Annotated in this window: 10 protein-coding genes; 1 reads left to right on the forward strand and 9 read right to left on the reverse strand. The window is 63.9% G+C overall.

The window, feature by feature from the left end:
- Positions 1–3 precede the first annotated feature (3 nt).
- The 4 genes from murJ to mutS all read right to left on the reverse strand — a co-directional run bounded on the left by murJ (position 4) and on the right by mutS (position 7,792).
- Positions 4–1,587, reverse strand: a complete 1,584-nt coding sequence (gene murJ / locus QTL96_RS17265; protein WP_289728546.1) for a murein biosynthesis integral membrane protein MurJ — start codon at positions 1,585–1,587, stop codon at positions 4–6.
- A gap of 206 nt (positions 1,588–1,793) precedes the next feature.
- Positions 1,794–4,670, reverse strand: coding sequence for a [protein-PII] uridylyltransferase (locus QTL96_RS17270; RefSeq protein WP_289728547.1), 2,877 nt, complete (start codon positions 4,668–4,670; stop codon positions 1,794–1,796).
- A gap of 109 nt (positions 4,671–4,779) precedes the next feature.
- Entirely contained in the window at positions 4,780–5,055 is a 276-nt protein-coding gene (locus QTL96_RS17275; protein ID WP_112943833.1) for a hypothetical protein, read from the reverse strand.
- A 4-nt stretch (positions 5,056–5,059) separates the two neighbouring features.
- Positions 5,060–7,792: a DNA mismatch repair protein MutS gene (gene mutS / locus QTL96_RS17280; RefSeq protein WP_289728548.1), complete on the reverse strand. Its 2,733-nt coding sequence runs from the start codon at positions 7,790–7,792 to the stop codon at positions 5,060–5,062.
- A 112-nt stretch (positions 7,793–7,904) separates the two neighbouring features.
- Between mutS and QTL96_RS17285 the strand changes: the two genes are divergently transcribed.
- The gene (locus tag QTL96_RS17285; RefSeq protein ID WP_289728549.1) at positions 7,905–10,187 is read left to right on the forward strand and encodes an NADP-dependent malic enzyme; all 2,283 of its coding nucleotides are present in this window, start codon (positions 7,905–7,907) and stop codon (positions 10,185–10,187) included.
- Between the two features lie 206 nt (positions 10,188–10,393).
- Here the strand turns inward: QTL96_RS17285 and QTL96_RS17290 are convergent, their stop codons facing one another.
- The 5 genes from QTL96_RS17290 to QTL96_RS17310 form a co-directional block, all read right to left on the reverse strand.
- Complete coding sequence (locus tag QTL96_RS17290) at positions 10,394–11,269, reverse strand: GNAT family N-acetyltransferase (protein WP_289728550.1); 876 nt, start codon at positions 11,267–11,269, stop codon at positions 10,394–10,396.
- 108 nt (positions 11,270–11,377) lie between these two features.
- Positions 11,378–13,645, reverse strand: a complete 2,268-nt coding sequence (locus tag QTL96_RS17295; RefSeq protein ID WP_289728551.1) for an ATP-binding protein — start codon at positions 13,643–13,645, stop codon at positions 11,378–11,380.
- A 55-nt stretch (positions 13,646–13,700) separates the two neighbouring features.
- A complete protein-coding gene (lspA, locus tag QTL96_RS17300) occupies positions 13,701–14,204 on the reverse strand; it encodes a signal peptidase II (RefSeq protein WP_047507075.1) in 504 nt (167 codons plus the stop codon).
- Entirely contained in the window at positions 14,201–15,061 is an 861-nt protein-coding gene (locus QTL96_RS17305; protein WP_289728552.1) for an RNA methyltransferase, read from the reverse strand. The genes lspA and QTL96_RS17305 overlap by 4 nt, the downstream gene beginning before the upstream one ends.
- The gene (locus QTL96_RS17310) at positions 15,058–16,149 is read right to left on the reverse strand and encodes a class I SAM-dependent methyltransferase (protein ID WP_289728553.1); all 1,092 of its coding nucleotides are present in this window, start codon (positions 16,147–16,149) and stop codon (positions 15,058–15,060) included. The genes QTL96_RS17305 and QTL96_RS17310 overlap by 4 nt, the downstream gene beginning before the upstream one ends.
- Positions 16,150–16,170: the final 21 nt, after the last annotated feature.

Here is a 16,170-nt window from a genome sequence, read left to right on the forward strand (position 1 = left end):
GGCTCAGCCGTCGGTCTTGGTAACCGCCGGCTTGCGGTTGAGGTTTCGGCGGATCATGCCGAGGTTCGCGCCGCCGATCAAAAAGGCTGTGGCGAAATAGACGACCATCGAAATGCCGATCAGCATGCCGAGCGTGCCGACCTTGGTGGCAAGCGAAGCGCTCGAGGCAAGCCACGGCTCCCAGCGATGCTGGAGATAGATGATGACCGCGCCCATGACGGCGGCAGACACGACGAGCAGCGCCGTGCGCCGCGCGAGCGCCCATTCCCATGTCAGGTGGCCCCGTCGCAGAAGCGTGGAGAACAGAAGAACCGTGCTGATCCATCCGGCCGTGGCTTCCGCGACCGCGATGCCCGGCGCGCCGAGATAGGGAAACAGCGTCAGCGCGGTGGCGCAGTTGACGCCGACGGCAACGGCTGAGAAGCGCATCGGCGTCTTGGTGTCCTCGCGGGCGTAAAAGCCCGGCTGCAGCGCCTTGATCAGCACGAAAGCCGGCAGGCCGATGCCGTAAATGGCAAGGATCGAGCCTACGATCATTGTGTTTTCCTGATGGAAGGCGCCGCGCTCGTAAAGCACGCGGATGATCTCGTCGGAGAGGATCCACAGCGCGAAGGCGGCGGGGATCGTGAGGAACATCACGAATTCGATCGAGCGGTTCTGCAGGTTGCCGGCTTCGCGCAGGTTCCCGCCCTTCAGCGCGCGCGCCAGTTCGGGCAGAAGCACGACGCCGACGGCGACGCCGACCACGCCGAGCGGCAGCTGGTAGATGCGGTCGGCATATTGCAGGGCGGCGATCGCGCCTTCCTTGCTGGAGGCAATCGCCTGGCCGATCATCTGGTTGATCTGCGTGATGCCGCCGGTCACCGCGGCGGGGATGGCAAGGATCAACAGTCGCTTGACGTTGGGCGTGATCCTAGGGAAGCGGATGCCGATGCTCATGCCCGCATGCAGCACGCCGAAATAGACCACCGCGAGCTGCAGGACGCCCGCGACCAGTACGCCCCAGGAGAGATACCAGGCGGTCTGCAGCGGTTCAGCGCCGGTATAGAGCGCGTAGAACAGCGCCCCGATCATCACGACGTTGAGGAAGACGGGCGCCACTGCGGCGGCGAAGAAGTGATGCAGCGAGTTCAGCATCCCGCTCATCATCGCCGTCAGCGACATGCACATCAGATAGGGGAACATTACCGCCGCCATGCGCACGGTGATCGAGAACTTTTCCGGATCGTCGGTAAAGCCCGGCGCGATGATGAAGCGCACCAGAAGCGGCATGGAGAGCTCCATCACGATGGTGATGAGGAGCAGCACCGAGAAGAGAACGCCGAACACTTCCTCGGAAAAACGCTTGGCGCCATCCGTGCCATTCGCCTCGATCTCCTTGGCGAAGAGCGGCACAAAGGCGGCGTTGAAGGCACCCTCGGCAAACAGCCGGCGAAACAGGTTCGGAAAGCGGAAGGCCGCGTAGAACACGTCGGCCATCGGCCCGGTGCCGAGTGCCGCCGCCATCAGCGTTTCGCGGGCGAAGCCGAACAACCGGCTGCCCAGCGTGGCGCCGCCGACGGTGGCGAATTTCTTGACGAGGCTCATGCGGCTAAAATTCCTTCATGGGAAGGGTGAGAGTGCAATTGCTTGAATGCGCCGATCCCACAGAACTCCCTCATTCCTGTGCTTGTCACAGGAATCCAGCCAGCCCAAGTCCTTGGGCTGAAAAAGAGTCCTTCGCCGCGCGGACGCGCAGCAGCTGGATTCCTGTGACGAGCACAGGAATGAGGGAGAGAGGACTTGGCGACCACCTATCGCGTCCTCTCGGCCGTGTCGGCCGGCGCGATCATGCCTGATGGCATTCGCTCGCGCAGCTCGTCCTGCTCTTCCGCGATCACGGCCTTCATCCGGGCGGTGATGTTGGAGCGCTTGCTGTCGCCCGATATCTTCTGGCCGACGAGATCGGTGACGTAGAATGTGTCGATCACCTTCTCGCCGAAGGTCGTGATCCGCGCCGACTGGATGTCGAGCGAGAGGTCCGACAGAACGGCGGTCACCTCGGACAACAGGCCCGGACGGTCGAGGCATTCGACCTCGATGACGGTGAACTTGTTCGACAGGCTGTTGGAGATATGCACCGACGGCGGGATGAAGAAGGCCTTGCTCTTCTTGCGGTTCTTGGTGCGGGTCGCGATCACCTCGGGCAGCCGCTTGCGGCCGGAAAGCACGTCCTCGATCATCCGCCCGATCGTGCCGGCGCGGCGAAGCTCGTCGGCATCGTCCTTGAACTCGCGGCTGACATGGATCGTGTCCAGCGCCCGGCCATCTGAGGTCGTGAAGATTTGCGCGTCGACGATGTTGGCGCCGGCCGCGGCACAGGCGCCGGCGATGACGGCGAGCAGGCGCGGGTGGTCGGGCGAGAGCACGGTGATCTCGGTGATCGCGTGGAAGCTGTCGGTGCGCACCATCGTCGCCAGCGCCTGGCCGGACTTGTCGGCCTGTCGGATGAAGCCTGCATGGCGCACCTGGTCTTCCAGCGGCACCGAAAGCAGGTAGGGCTGGTAGTGCAGCTTGCTGTAGATCTTGCGATCCTTTTGGCTCCAGTCGGCAAGCGCGTTGAACAGCGCCTCGGCGGCGACGGCAGCGCGCTCCTTGCGCGACACCTCGGAGAAGCCGCCGGCAAGCAGAAGCTCGGTCTCGTAATAGAGCGTGCGCAAGAGCTGGCCCTTCCAGCCGTTCCAGACGCCCGGACCGACGGCGCGGATATCGCAGACCGTCAGGATCATCAGCATCTTCAGCCGCTCGAGCGATTGCATGCGGTCGGCGAAATCGGTGATCGTCTTGCGGTCGGTGAGGTCGCGCGTCTGCGCCACCATCGACATGGTCAGATGTTCTTCGATCAGCCAGACCACGGTGTCCGTCTGCTTGTGCGACAGGCCGAAGCGGGCGCAGAGCTTGCGGGCGACGCGGGCGCCGGCGATCGAGTGGTCTTCCTGGCGGCCCTTGGCGACATCGTGCAACAGCACCGCCACATAGAGCGCCTCGCGATCCTCGATCCCGGGCATCATCTTGTTGGCGAGCGGGTGCAGCTCTTCGGCCTTGCCCTTGTCGATCTCCGAGAGCACGTCGACGCTGCGCAGCAGATGCTCATCGACAGTATAGTGGTGATACATGTTGAACTGCATCATCGCGACGATCTTGCCGAACTCGGGAATGAAGCGGCCAAGCACGCCGGCCTCGTTCATGCGCCGCAGGATCAGCGCCGGATCGCGCTTCGAGGTCAGGATCGAAAGGAACAGCCGGTTGGCTTCCTCGCTCTCGCGCACGCTGTTGTCGATTAGGCTGAGCGAGCGCGTCACGCGCTTCAGTGCATCCGGATGGAATTCGAGCCCGTTGATATCGGCCACATGAAAGAGCCGGATGATGTTGACGGGATCGCGCTTGAACACATCGGGGCTGGCGAGCGCGATGCGGCCGCGATCCTCCATGAAGTCGGTGCTGCCGGCGATCTTGCGGGTGCGGTGGGTGAAGCGGCTGAACACGCCCGAAAGCCCCGGCGTCGATTTCGCCTGTTGGTCCTCGAGTGCGGCGCAAAGGATGCGCGTGAGGTCGCCGACGTCCTTGGCCACCAGGAAGTAGTGCTTCATGAAGCGCTCGACGGCCGAAAGGCCGGGGCGCGAGTGATAGTCGAGTGCTGCCGCGATCTCGCGCTGGATGTCGAAGGAGAGCCGTTCCTCGGCTTTGTTGGTGAGGAAGTGCATGTGGCAGCGCACGGCCCAGAGGAAGTCGTCGGCCTTTTCGAACAGACGATATTCGTGCTTGGAGAGAACGCCGAGCGCCACCAGTTCGGCGGTGTCGCGCACGTGGTAGTAATATTTGGAGATCCAGAACAGCGTGTGCAGGTCGCGCAACCCGCCCTTGCCCTCTTTCACGTTCGGCTCGACCAGATAGCGCGTGTCGCCGGCCTTGCGGTGGCGCTCGTCGCGTTCGGCGAGCTTGGCCGCGATGAATTCGGGGCCGGTGCCGGTGACGATCTCCTTGTCGAAGCGGGCCTCGAGCTCGGTTTCGAGCGAACGAAGGCCGCAGATATAGCGCATCTCCAGGATCGCCGTGCGGATCGTCATGTCGGACTTCGACAGCGCGATGCACTCTTCGACGGTGCGCGTGGCGTGGCCGACCTTGAAGCCCATGTCCCACAGCATATAGAGGATGAATTCGACCGCCTTGTGTGTCTCTTCCGCCGGCTTCGGCTGGAACAGGAAGAGCAGGTCGATATCCGAGCCCGGCGCCAGCGTGTCGCGGCCGTAGCCGCCGACGGCGGTGACCGAGAACTTGTCCTTCTGCTTGGGAAAGACGTGGTCGGTGGAAAATTCGTAGAGAACGGTAATGATCTGGTCCTGCAGCCAGGAAATACGCCGCGCGCATTTCAAGCCGCTGCCGTCGGCAGACAGCAGTTCGCGCGCCTTGTTGCGCCCATCCGTGCTGGCCTTCTTGAAGATGCCGAGCAGATCGGAGCGCATCGCGTCCGGCCGGTTCTTGTTGGCCTCCACCACGGCGTCGCACTGCTTGCGCAGATAGTCGGTGTCGAGAATGTCGGAGAAATCGATATCGTTCGTCGGCGCCATGCGCTGGGCGGCTTCCTGTTCGCGCGGCGCGGCCATCTGCTGCGCCTCTCGTTTCGTCTGCATGCGCTATAGCCTCTTTGCCCGCAATTTGACACGGGCTTTCATACTGCAAGAACCTGTAATTTTGGCGAAAAGGTGATCGTTAGCCGAGACGGCTGCGGCCCGGCCCGGCTTAAGCCGCGATCTGCTCGTTGACGGAATAGAGCACCTTGCGGTTTTCGCTGGCGATCTCTTCGAGCATCTCCTTGTCGCATTCGCGGTATCCCGCCTTGGCGATGGATGCCGTCAGATCCGATATGCGCGAGCAGCAGGCGATGATCTGCAGCAGCCCGAAGGGCGAGGCCCATCCGCGCGGATTGCCGTGTTCGTCGGCAAGGCGAAGCGCCTCGATCGCCGTGAAGATGTTGGCGAGCAGCTGCGTTTCGCGAAGCAGGCGGTCCATGAACATGCGCTTACCCCTGCTTCAGCTTCTTCTTGAGGTCGTAGAGCGCGTCCAGCGCCTCGCGCGGCGTCATGTCGTCTAGGCTCATGTTCTTCAGCGCTTCGTCGACCTTCGAAGGTCCGCGCGCCACGTCCTCGCGCCGCACCGCCACCTGGAACAGCGGCAGGTCGTCGATCAGCTGGCTCGCCGGGTTCTTGCGGTCGGCGTCTTCGAGCCGCGTCAGCACATCGCGGGCGCGGGCAACGACAGAGGCGGGAAGGCCGGCAAGCCGCGCCACCTGAATACCGTAGGAGCGGTCGGCGGCACCAGGGCCCACTTCGTGCAGGAAGATCACGTCGCCGTCCCATTCCTTCACGCGCATCGTCGCGTTGGAAAGCCGCGCCAGCTTCTCCGAGAGCACCGTCAATTCGTGGAAGTGCGTGGCAAACAGCCCGCGGCAGCGGTTGGCTTCATGCAGATGCTCGACCGATGCCCAGGCGATCGACAGGCCGTCGAAGGTGGCGGTGCCGCGCCCGATCTCGTCGAGGATGACCAGCGAGCGGCTGGTCGCCTGGTTGAGGATCGCTGCGGTCTCCACCATCTCGACCATGAAGGTCGAGCGCCCGCGCGCCAGATCGTCGGAAGCGCCGACGCGCGAAAACAGGCGGTCGACAATGCCGATATGCGCCGAGGTCGCCGGCACGAAGCAGCCCATCTGCGCGAGAATGGCGATCAGCGCGTTCTGGCGCAGGAAGGTCGACTTACCGCCCATGTTCGGGCCGGTCAAAAGCCAGATCGCGCCATCCTTGCCGTCTCCCTCGGGCGACAGGTCGCAATTATTGGCAACGAACGGGCCAGTGGACTGGCGGCGCAGCGCCTGCTCGACCACGGGATGCCGCCCGCCCTCGATGGCGAACATGGTCGAGCCATCGACCAGCGGCCGGCAATAGGCCTGCTCGTCGGCAAGCAGCGCAAGCCCCGCGGCAACGTCGATGACGGCAAGCGCCCGCGCGCCGGCCTTGATGGTTTCGGCCTCGGCCACGACAGCCGCGCTCATGCGGTCGAAGGCAGCAAGCTCGATCGACAGCGCCTGGTCGGCGGCGTTGGCGATGCGGCTTTCGAGATCGGCAAGCTCGGTGGTGGTGAAGCGCATGGCGTTCGCCATCGTCTGGCGATGGATGAACCGCGCCTTGGCTTCCGGCGTATCGGTCATCGGCCCGGCATTGCCCGCCGTCACCTCGATGAAATAGCCGAGCACATTGTTGTGCTTGATCTTGAGCGACTTGATGCCGGTCTCGTCGGCATATTGCAGCTGTAGCCCGGCAATCACCCGGCGCGATTGGTCGCGCAGCGCACGCACCTCATCCAGCTCCGGATTGGCCCCGTCGCGAAGGAAACCGCCGTCGCGCTTCAAAAGCGGCAGCTCGTCGCCGAGTGTTTCGCTGAGAAGTGCCGCCACCTGATAGGGTAGGGCTACCAGTCCAGCCAGCGCGTCGGCCAGTTCCTCGGGCAGCATCGCGGTTTCGAGCAGCCGCGCCACGTCGGTGGCGGCGTTCAGCCCCTGCCGGATCGCCGCCAGATCGCGCGGACCGCCGCGCTCAAGCGCCAGGCGCGATAGGGCGCGGGGCATGTCGGGCACATGCTTCAGAAGATCGCGCAGGTCGCCCGAAAGCGAGGGCTCCTCGATCAGGAAGCCGATCGAATCCAGCCGCGCGTTGATCCGCACCGGATCGGTGAGCGGCGACATCAGGCGTTCGGCGAGCAACCGCGCGCCGCCGCCGGTCACGGTGCGGTCGATGGCTTTCAAGAGCGAGCCGTTGCGGTCGCCGGAAAGCGTGCGCGCGAGCTCGAGATTGGCGCGAGTCGCCGGGTCGATGAAGAGCGTCGAGGCAGCGCTTTCGCGCTCCGGCTTGCCGAGCGGCGGCCGTTCGGCGATCTGCGTCTTCTCGACGTATGCGACGGCCGCTGCCGCCGCCGCAAGCTCCGAGCGCGAGAAGGTGCCGAAGCCATCGAGCGTCGAGACGCCAAAATAGCGCGCGATCCGCCCTTCCGCCGTGGCGCTGTCGAACAGCACCGATGGCTGCGGCACGGCGGTGCGACCAAGCACGTCGAACACCGGCTTCAGCTCCGGATCGTGGAACATCGTGTCCGGCACGATCAGCTCGCGCGGATCGATCCTCAGGATATCGGCCAGCAGCCGCGACGCCTCGGTCTCCGCCAGACGGAAAACGCCGGTGGAAATATCGATCCAGGCAAGCGCCATCAACGGCTCGGAGGCGCCGCGAATGCGGGTCAGCGCCATGAGATAATTCGATTCCGAGGGCGAAAGCAGCTTCTCCTCGGTGATCGTTCCCGGCGTCACCAGGCGCACGACGTCGCGCTTGACCACCGACTTGCTGCCGCGCTTCTTGGCTTCCGCTGGGTCCTCGACCTGCTCGCAGACCGCCACGCGGAAACCGAGCCCGATCAGCTTCTGCAGATAATCGTCGGCCGCATGAACCGGCACGCCGCACATCGGGATATCCTGCCCCATGTGCTGGCCGCGCTTGGTCAGCGTGATCCCGAGCGCGCGCGATGCATCGAGCGCGTCCTCGAAGAACAGCTCGTAGAAATCGCCCATGCGGTAGAACAAAAGCGAATCCGGATTGTTCGCCTTGATCTCGATGAACTGCTCCATCATCGGCGTGGCCGAGGCGCGGCTCTCTTCCGTTGCAAGCTCGGCAGCCGAAAAGGCTTCGTGTCTCAAGGTCATTCGATCGTTCACGGAGGTTCGGTTCATCCCAAAAAAGAGGTGCCAACCCTATCCGCCCGCCGCTATACATGACAACCGCCATTGAGGAAGAGCAAGGCGTCACCCACAAGACGTTGGAGGAAAAATGCCCGATACCGAGAAGAAGCCGCGGCCGGTCACATCAGTCACCGACAACGAAGCCCTTGAGTTTCATGCCATGGGCCGACCTGGAAAGCTGGAGATCACACCGACCAAGCCGATGGCGACGCAGCGCGATCTGTCGCTTGCCTATTCGCCGGGTGTCGCGGTGCCGGTCAAGGCGATCGCCGCCAACCCGGAAAGTGCCTACGACTACACGACGCGCGGCAACATGGTCGCCGTCATCTCCAACGGCACGGCCATTCTCGGCCTCGGCAATCTCGGCGCGCTGGCGTCGAAGCCTGTCATGGAGGGCAAGTCCGTCCTCTTCAAGCGCTTCGCCGATGTCGACAGTATCGATCTTGAGGTCGATACCGAAAATGTCGACGAGTTCATCAATTGCGTCCGTTTCCTCGGCCCCTCCTTCGGCGGCATCAACCTTGAGGACATCAAGGCGCCGGATTGTTTCATCATCGAGCAGCGCCTGCGCGAGCTGATGGACATTCCGGTCTTTCACGACGACCAGCACGGCACCGCGATCATCGCCGCCGCCGGCCTGATCAATGCGCTGGAGCTGACCGGCCGCGATCTGAAGACCACCAAGCTGGTCTGCAACGGCGCCGGTGCGGCTGCGATTGCCTGCGTCGAGCTCATCAAAGCGATGGGCTTCGCGCCCGAGAATATCGTCCTCTGCGACACCAAGGGCGTCATCTACCAGGGCCGCACCGAGGGCATGAACCAGTGGAAGTCGGCGCATGCGGTCAAGACCAAGGCGCGCACGCTGGAAGAGGCGATGAAGGGCGCCGACGTCGTCTTCGGCCTTTCGCAGAAGGGCGCCTTCTCGAAGGATATGATCCTCTCCATGGCCGATCGCCCGATCATCTTCGCCATGGCCAATCCCGATCCCGAGATCACGCCCGAGGAAGTGGCCGGCATCCGCGATGACGCGATCATGGCGACCGGACGCTCGGACTATCCGAACCAGGTCAACAACGTCCTGGGCTTCCCCTATATCTTCCGCGGCGCGCTGGATGTCCGCGCCACGACGATCAACGACGAGATGAAGATCGCGGCCGTCAGAGCGTTGGCGAGCCTTGCCCGCGAAGACGTTCCCGACGATGTGGCCGCCGCCTACCAGGGCAACCGTCCGCGCTTCGGGCCGCAATACATCATCCCGGTCCCCTTCGATCCGCGCCTGATCTCCGCCATTCCCGTGGCCGTCGCACAGGCTGCGATCGACAGCGGCGTTGCCCGCCGGGTGATCACGGATATGGCGGGCTATGCCCGTGAACTGTCGGCGCGTCGCGATCCGATCGCCTCGACGCTGGCGAGCCTCTACGAACGTGTCCGCCGTCGTCCGAAACGCGTGGTGTTTGCGGAAGCGGAGGAAGAACAGGTCATGCGCGCCGCCATGTCCTACGCCAATCAGGAACTCGGCACCGCCATCCTGCTCGGCCGCGAGGATCTGATCCATGCGACGGCAGAGCGTGCCGGCATCGATCTCAATCGCCCGGGCCTCGAGATCGTCAACGCCCGCATCTCGACCCGGGTGGAAGCCTATATCGACTATCTCTACGCCCGACTGCAGCGCAAAGGCTATCTGCACCGCGATGCTCAGCGCTTGATCCACAACGACCGCAACCACTTCGCGGCCTGCATGGTGGCGCTCGGCGATGCCGATGGCATGGTGACGGGCATCACCCGCAACTACTCGACGGCGCTCGAGGATGTCCGCCGCTGCATCGACGAGAAGCCCGGCCACCGGGTGATCGGCGTCTCGATCGCGCTCTGCCGCGGCCGCACCGTCTTCGTGGCCGACACGGCGGTCCACGACATGCCGTCCGCCGAGGAGCTGGCCGATATCGCGGTCGAGGCCGCCGGCTTCGCCCGCCGCATGGGCTATAATCCCCGCGTCGCCATGCTCGCCTACTCGACCTTCGGCCACCCCTCCGGCGAGCGCTCCGAGCGCGTCCGTGAAGCCGTCGCCATTCTCGACCGTCGCCATGTGGATTTCGAGTATGACGGCGAGATGGCGGCGGACGTGGCGCTGAACCGCAAGGCGATGGAGCAATACCCCTTCTGCCGCCTGTCTGGCCCCGCCAACGTGCTGGTCATGCCGGCGTTCCACTCCGCCTCGATCTCCACCAAGATGCTGCAGGAACTCGGCGGCTCGACCGTCATCGGCCCCATCCTCGTCGGCGTCGACAAGGCGGTGCAGATCACCTCGATGGGAGCGAAGGACAGCGACATCGTCAACATGGCCGCGATTGCGGCTTATACGGGGTCGTGAGTTGATTGTGGGGTGAGGTGGCTATGGGTGAGGGCGTGCCGTGTGGCCCCCTCATCTGGCTGCCGCCATCTTCTCCCCGCTGGGGAGAAGGGGTGTGTGGCGGGCCGCTCGCCCCAATCTCTCCCTTCTCCCCAGCGGGGAGAAGGTGGCCCGAAGGGTCGGATGAGGGGGCTACACGGCGAAAGGCTAAAGATTAGCTATGCCAATCAGCTGGCAAACCGCCCGGCATCGGCACCGTAATAATTCACATACCGATCCGAAATGCTCGCGATCGGCAGAACGATCAGCACATCCGTCGTGTTGAACGCCTTGTCGACAACGGCGGTGGAGCCGACCATGGCGCCGAGGCGCAGGTAGCCCTTGATCAGCGGCGGCAGGGCCATCAGCGCGCGCTTCGGATTGACGGCTTCGACCGGCATCAGGTCCATGTCGCGGGCGAGATGCGGCAGCGCGTCGACGGCCCACTCGTCCTTTGCCGCGACGTTGTGGCGGAGGAAGGAGAGCGCCAGCGCATGCTGTTCCGGGTGAATGCCGGGGAAGGAGGCGCAGCCGAACATCGCGCTCATGCCGTGCTTCAGCGCATAGGCCCAGTTGCCCTGCCAGAGAAGCTCGACGATGCGCTTGGTGCGGTAGTCCGGCAGCACGCAGGAGCGGCCGAGCTCCATGAAACGCTTATCCGGATGGCGCGCGATCAGCGTGTCGATGTCGAATTCGGAAGCCGAGTAAAAGCCGCCATTGGCCATCGCCACCTCCTGCCGCAGCAGGCGGTAGGTGCCGACGATCTGATCCTCGCTGTCGCCCTCGATCGAGCGATCGAGCACCAGCAGGTGGTCGCAAAAGTCGTCGTAAGCGTCGAAATCGCGCTTGCGGCGCATCGCTTCGGCGGGAAGTTCGGCCTTCATCTCGTCCACGAAAACACGGTAGCGCACGGACTGCGCGGCATCGATTTCGCCAGGCGTACGGGCAAGGCGTGTCTCGAGATTGCCGATCCGGCCGAACACGTCGCTCTCGATCTGTTCGGCTTTCCGCGCAGGGGGAAGAGCCTCGACGAGGGTGTCACGGTTGCAGATATCTACGGACATGACGAATCTTTCATTGCCGGCTTTAGGACGCCATAAAACACTTATATGCGACAGCAAAGTGACATTTTAAACCCCAGATACGCAAGAAACACATGGGTGGCGGTAGAGCTACAGTGCTTCTGCGCGGCGTGCCGAAAGCGCGGCGACAGCCTGAACTTCCGTCAGTAGCCGTATGGGGTCTATGGGTTTCAGCATGACGCGGTTTGCCCCGTTCAGCAAGACTTGACGACGCGATTCATCGCGTTTGTCGGCGGTGAGAACGATGATCGGCACCGAGGGAACCTCAAGCCGGCGCTCATGGCCACGTAGCCGGCCAATCATTTCGATCCCGTCGCCGCCGGGCATGGAAAGATCGCTGATGACGATATCCGGCCGCACGCTTCCTTCCGCCAGCGCCGCATCGAGCAGCGCCTCGAAGTGTTCGACATGCTGCACGCTGTGGCCGGCTTTTTCCAGCATGGCGCGGATCAGCATGGCGTTGATCGGATCGTCTTCCGCAAGCACGATCTTCAGCCCGCTCTGAATGCCGGCCTCCGGGATGCCGGGGCTGAAACCGGGCTGGTTGTCGTTGAGCGCGTCGCGCTTTTCCATGCCGCGCATGCGCCCGCGCAAGACGTCGATCAGCGACTGTTCGCGCAGCGGCCGGATCAGCCAGGCGTCGAAGAGATCGAGCGAATGGGCGTTGCGCTCTTCCGGGTTGACCAGGAAGATCTTGCGCAGGCCAAGGGCTGCGATATCCGTCCGGTCGGCGAGGTGTGCGGCGAATTCCGCAGACATGCGGTGGTCGACGATGATGTCGGTCGGACGCCGTCCGTTGGCCGCCATGTCGAGCAGGATCCAGCGCGCCGTCTCGCCGTCCTCGACGAAGTGGCACTGGCCGCCGAGCGTGCGGATGGTCTCGGAAATCGCCATGCGCGCGGCACCCGCCGGCGCCAGGAGCACGACGAGATTGCCCGAAAGCAGCGTGTCGCGGCGGGCCACGGGCTCTTCGTCTCCTTCAGTACGGAAGCGGATGCAGAACTCCGTGCCGGTGCCCTTTTCGCTGGCGACCGTCAGCGCGCCGCCGAACTCGCGCATGATACGCGCCGAGATGGCAAGGCCAAGGCCCGTGCCGTTGCTCTTCTCCACCATGGTGCCCGCCTGCTCGTATTCGCCGAAGACACGCGCCTGTTCTTCCTCGGTCATCCCGGGGCCGGTGTCGGTAACCGTGATCGCAAGCTCGCCATCCTGCAGCGACACGCGAATGAACACGCCGCCGACCTGGGTGAATTTCACCGCATTGCCGATGACGTTGAACAAGACCTGGCGCAGACGCGCCGCGTCGAAATTCATCAGTTCGGGAACATCCGACGATACGGTCGAGCCGATCTCGATGCCCTTCTCATGGGCGCGGTGAGCGAGCATCTCGACGACGCTCTCCAAGAGCTTGCGCACCGATTCCGAGCGCGGGCGCAGCTGGAAGCGCCCGACCTCGATGGTCGAGAAGTCCAAGAGATCCTCGACCAGTTGCGTCAGCGCATGGCCGGACTGGCGGATGCCGGTGAGGTAATTGTCCTGCTCCTGCGTCATCCGCGTCTCGGTCAGAAGATGCGTCATGCCGAGAATGCCTGATAGCGGCGTGCGCAGCTCGTGGCTGACGGTCGCAAGCAGCCGCGATTTCGAGGCGCTGTTCAACTCCGCTTTCTGGCGAGCCTCTTCGCGCTCCTGGGCAGCGATGCGATCGGCGGTCACGTCGCGGGCGATGCTGTGCAGCAAAAGCTTTCCGTCCGAGGGGTTGCGGGTCACCACATCGCGCCAGAAGAAGATGCGCTGGCCCTCGGGCGTCGACATCTCGACATCGTAGCGATGCGGTTCGGTGCCGGGACGAAAGGCGATGCCGATCTCCTCGCAGGTCTGGCCGATCGGGTTTAACCGCCCGGTCAGCCTGCGGAACATGTCGTTTGCGGCAACGATCCGCCGATCCATCGTGCGGGTCACGGTGATGTCGCCGAGCGCGTCGTGGATGCTGGCGAACAGTGCGGCATCGCTTCCGCCGCGCAAGGCGTCGTCGCCGGCGCGCGCCTTGATGTGATGTCGGCGCGTGGAGAGAACGGCGAAGCAGACGATCGCGGCAAGCACCAGCGCGCCGATGCCGATCGCGACCCAGAGCAGGCCGCCCATATAGCCGAGCGCGAGCAGGAGGATGGCGGAGAAAATGCCGGCGCCGCCGAGCCAGTAGGAGATCAGCTTGCGCGCGGAGGGCGCGACGACGGGGCTGTGTTCAGGGGTAGCAGGGGACATGTCAGCCGGGATCGCGGCCTGCTCATCTTGAGGATGAGCGGCAGGCGCGCCGAAGGCGGCGGCAAGCTTCTCGTGTAACTGACCCAGTCCGACCATAGGTTCAAATTAGCACGCCGGCTATTCTAAATGCCTTCAGTAAACCGCTAAGATTTTACTTATCGGCGGTCTTGGGTTGCAATAGCTCGTCCAAAATCACGCATCCCGCGCCGATGGTGATGAAACTATCGGCCAAGTTGAAAACCGCGAACGACCATGTCTCGGTATAGAACAGGATGTAATCGATCACGTGTCCATAAAGGAAACGGTCGAGGAGATTGCCGAGCGCGCCTGAAATGATCAGTGCGTAGCCGAGATGGGCGAAGGTGCGCTGCTTGCCCGTGCGGTGCCAGAGCCAGAGCACGAAAGCGACGATGATCAGCCGCATGCCGACGATGAACCAGCCGTCCATGCCTGACAGCATCGAGAAGGCGACGCCGAGATTATAGGTGCGGTAGAGCGCCAGCATCGGGATGACGTGCACGGCCTCCTGCAAAGGCAGCGTATGATCGACCACGATCTTGATGATCTGGTCGAGCACCACGGCAAGAACGACGAAGATCAGGATCGGCAGCGGGCGCGAAAACAGCGTCGGGCGGTCTAGCGTCTGATCGGTCATTTGGCCTCGGTGAGTGAGAGAAGGTGGCGGCGTGCCTCGAACATCATGACGGCGCTGGCAACGGCCAGATTGAGCGAATCCGCAAGGCCCTGCTGCGGAATGCGGGCAAGCGCGTCGGCTTCGCGCGCAAGTTGCTCCGGCAGGCCGGATTGCTCGTTGCCCATCAGGATGACGACTGGCTTCGCCTTGTAGTCGATCGTGCGGTAATCGACGGAACCGGCCAGATGCGTGGCGACCAGGAACACGCCCGCCTGCTTCTTCCAGGCGATGAATTCCTCGGGCGTTGCGCGCGACACGGGCATGGCGAAGACCGAGCCCATCGTTGCCCGTACGGTCTCGAGCGAAAACGGATCGGTCGTCTCGCCGACCAGAATGACGCCGGATGCGCCGGCCGCATCGGCGGTGCGGATGATCGTGCCGAGATTGCCTGGGTCACGCACCCGGTCGAGCGCGATCCACGTCTCGCCCTTGGCCGGGCGAATGTCGCGGAGCGGCTTCCAGCGGTTTTCGAAAACGCCGACCACCATCTGCGGATTGTCGCGACGGGTGATCGAGGAGAGAACCTTTTCGCTGACCTCGAGCACCAGCCCGCCGGAAGCGACGGTCTTTGCCGCCATCTGCTCGACTAGCGGCTTGCCCTTGGCGGCCTTGGCGTAGACCAGCGTGCGGATGGTCCAGCCAAGCTCGATCGCGTCGATGACGAGTTTGAGGCCCTCGGCCATGAAGGTGCCGCTCTGCTCGCGGGTCTTCTTGTCGCTGAGCGCCTTGATGTCCTTGATGATGGGATTGGCAAGCGAGGTGACTTCCTTCACCTGGCCGACCCTGCGCGGACCGTTGTCGCGGTGTTCGTGGCTCATTTCGGCACCCAGCGGGAAAAGAGGGATGTGGAGAGCGCGCGGCCCGGCGTGTTGCCATCAAGCCCGGCTTCGCGGATCACCAGCTCTCCGGATTCGACCACGCCGCCGGCTCCGCGCATCGTCTCGCGCATCAGCTCGTGGATGGAATAGAAGCTGGCGCGGATCGAATAGGCCGTCAGCACGAGGCCGACAGCCTTCGGCGACAGGATCTCGCGGCAGATGTCGAGCATCACGGGCAGGTGCTCGAACAGATGCCAGACTTCGCCATTCGGACCGCGGCCGAACTTCGGCGGATCGGTCAGAATGATGTCGTATGTGTTGCCGCGGCGTTCCTCGCGCAGGATGAACTTCATCGCGTCTTCGCAGATCCAGCGGATCGGCGCTTTTTCAAGCCCGCTCATCGCCTGGTTCTCGCGCGCCCAGCCGATCGCCTTCTTCGAGGCATCGACATGCGTGACCTCGGCGCCGGCGGCGGCCGCGACAAGCGAGGCAACGCCGGTGTAACCGAAGAGGTTCAGCACCTTCAGCGGCCGGCCCGCGGCTTCCACCTGCTGTTTCATCCACGTCCAGTGAACGATCTGCTCGGGAAACACGCCGACATGGCGAAACGAGGTAAAGCGGCCGAGGAAATCGACGCCGAGAAGGTTGAGCGGCCAGGTCTCGCCCAGCGCTTCCTTGGGAAACCGCCAGCGGCCGGTGCCTTCTTCATCGGTATCGCCGGTAAAGGCCGCATCGACCTTGTCCCAGACATGTTTCGGAAGCGATGGCTTCCACAGCGCCTGTCCTTCCGGGCGAATGATCCGGTAGGGGCCGTACTGCTCGAGCTTTTCCCCATTGCCGCTGTCGATCAGGTGAAAATCGCCGGCGCCGAGGGATTCGAGGATGATCGGTACGCGCTCGGGCGGCCGTTCACCGGTGCGCTCCATCAATGGGCGCTCCAGTGCCGCGGGCTCGCGTGCGGCCTGTTGCGGCGCTGCGGGTCTGTTCGCGGGCTTCGGCGGGCGGCTGTTGCCGCGCTCGTCGCCGCGTCGTCCACTGGCGGGGCCCGTGCCGGATTTCTGGCCCGGCCGGCGTTCTTTTTGTCTCAACGTGGTGTTCCGCGTGCTGAA

The organism is Rhizobium sp. S163 (assembly GCF_030380805.1).
In the GTDB taxonomy this organism is placed as follows: Bacteria; Pseudomonadota; Alphaproteobacteria; order Rhizobiales; family Rhizobiaceae; genus Rhizobium.

Coding starts and splice junctions, on each gene's coding strand:
- murJ (WP_289728546.1), bottom strand. CDS start 1,587: ATGAGCCTCGTCAAGAAATTCGCCACCGTCGGCGGCGCCACGCTGGGC.
- QTL96_RS17270 (WP_289728547.1), bottom strand. CDS start 4,670: ATGCAGACGAAACGAGAGGCGCAGCAGATGGCCGCGCCGCGCGAACAG.
- QTL96_RS17275 (WP_112943833.1), bottom strand. CDS start 5,055: ATGTTCATGGACCGCCTGCTTCGCGAAACGCAGCTGCTCGCCAACATC.
- QTL96_RS17285 (WP_289728549.1), top strand. CDS start 7,905: ATGCCCGATACCGAGAAGAAGCCGCGGCCGGTCACATCAGTCACCGAC.
- QTL96_RS17290 (WP_289728550.1), bottom strand. CDS start 11,269: ATGTCCGTAGATATCTGCAACCGTGACACCCTCGTCGAGGCTCTTCCC.
- QTL96_RS17295 (WP_289728551.1), bottom strand. CDS start 13,645: ATGGTCGGACTGGGTCAGTTACACGAGAAGCTTGCCGCCGCCTTCGGC.
- lspA (WP_047507075.1), bottom strand. CDS start 14,204: ATGACCGATCAGACGCTAGACCGCCCGACGCTGTTTTCGCGCCCGCTG.
- QTL96_RS17305 (WP_289728552.1), bottom strand. CDS start 15,061: ATGAGCCACGAACACCGCGACAACGGTCCGCGCAGGGTCGGCCAGGTG.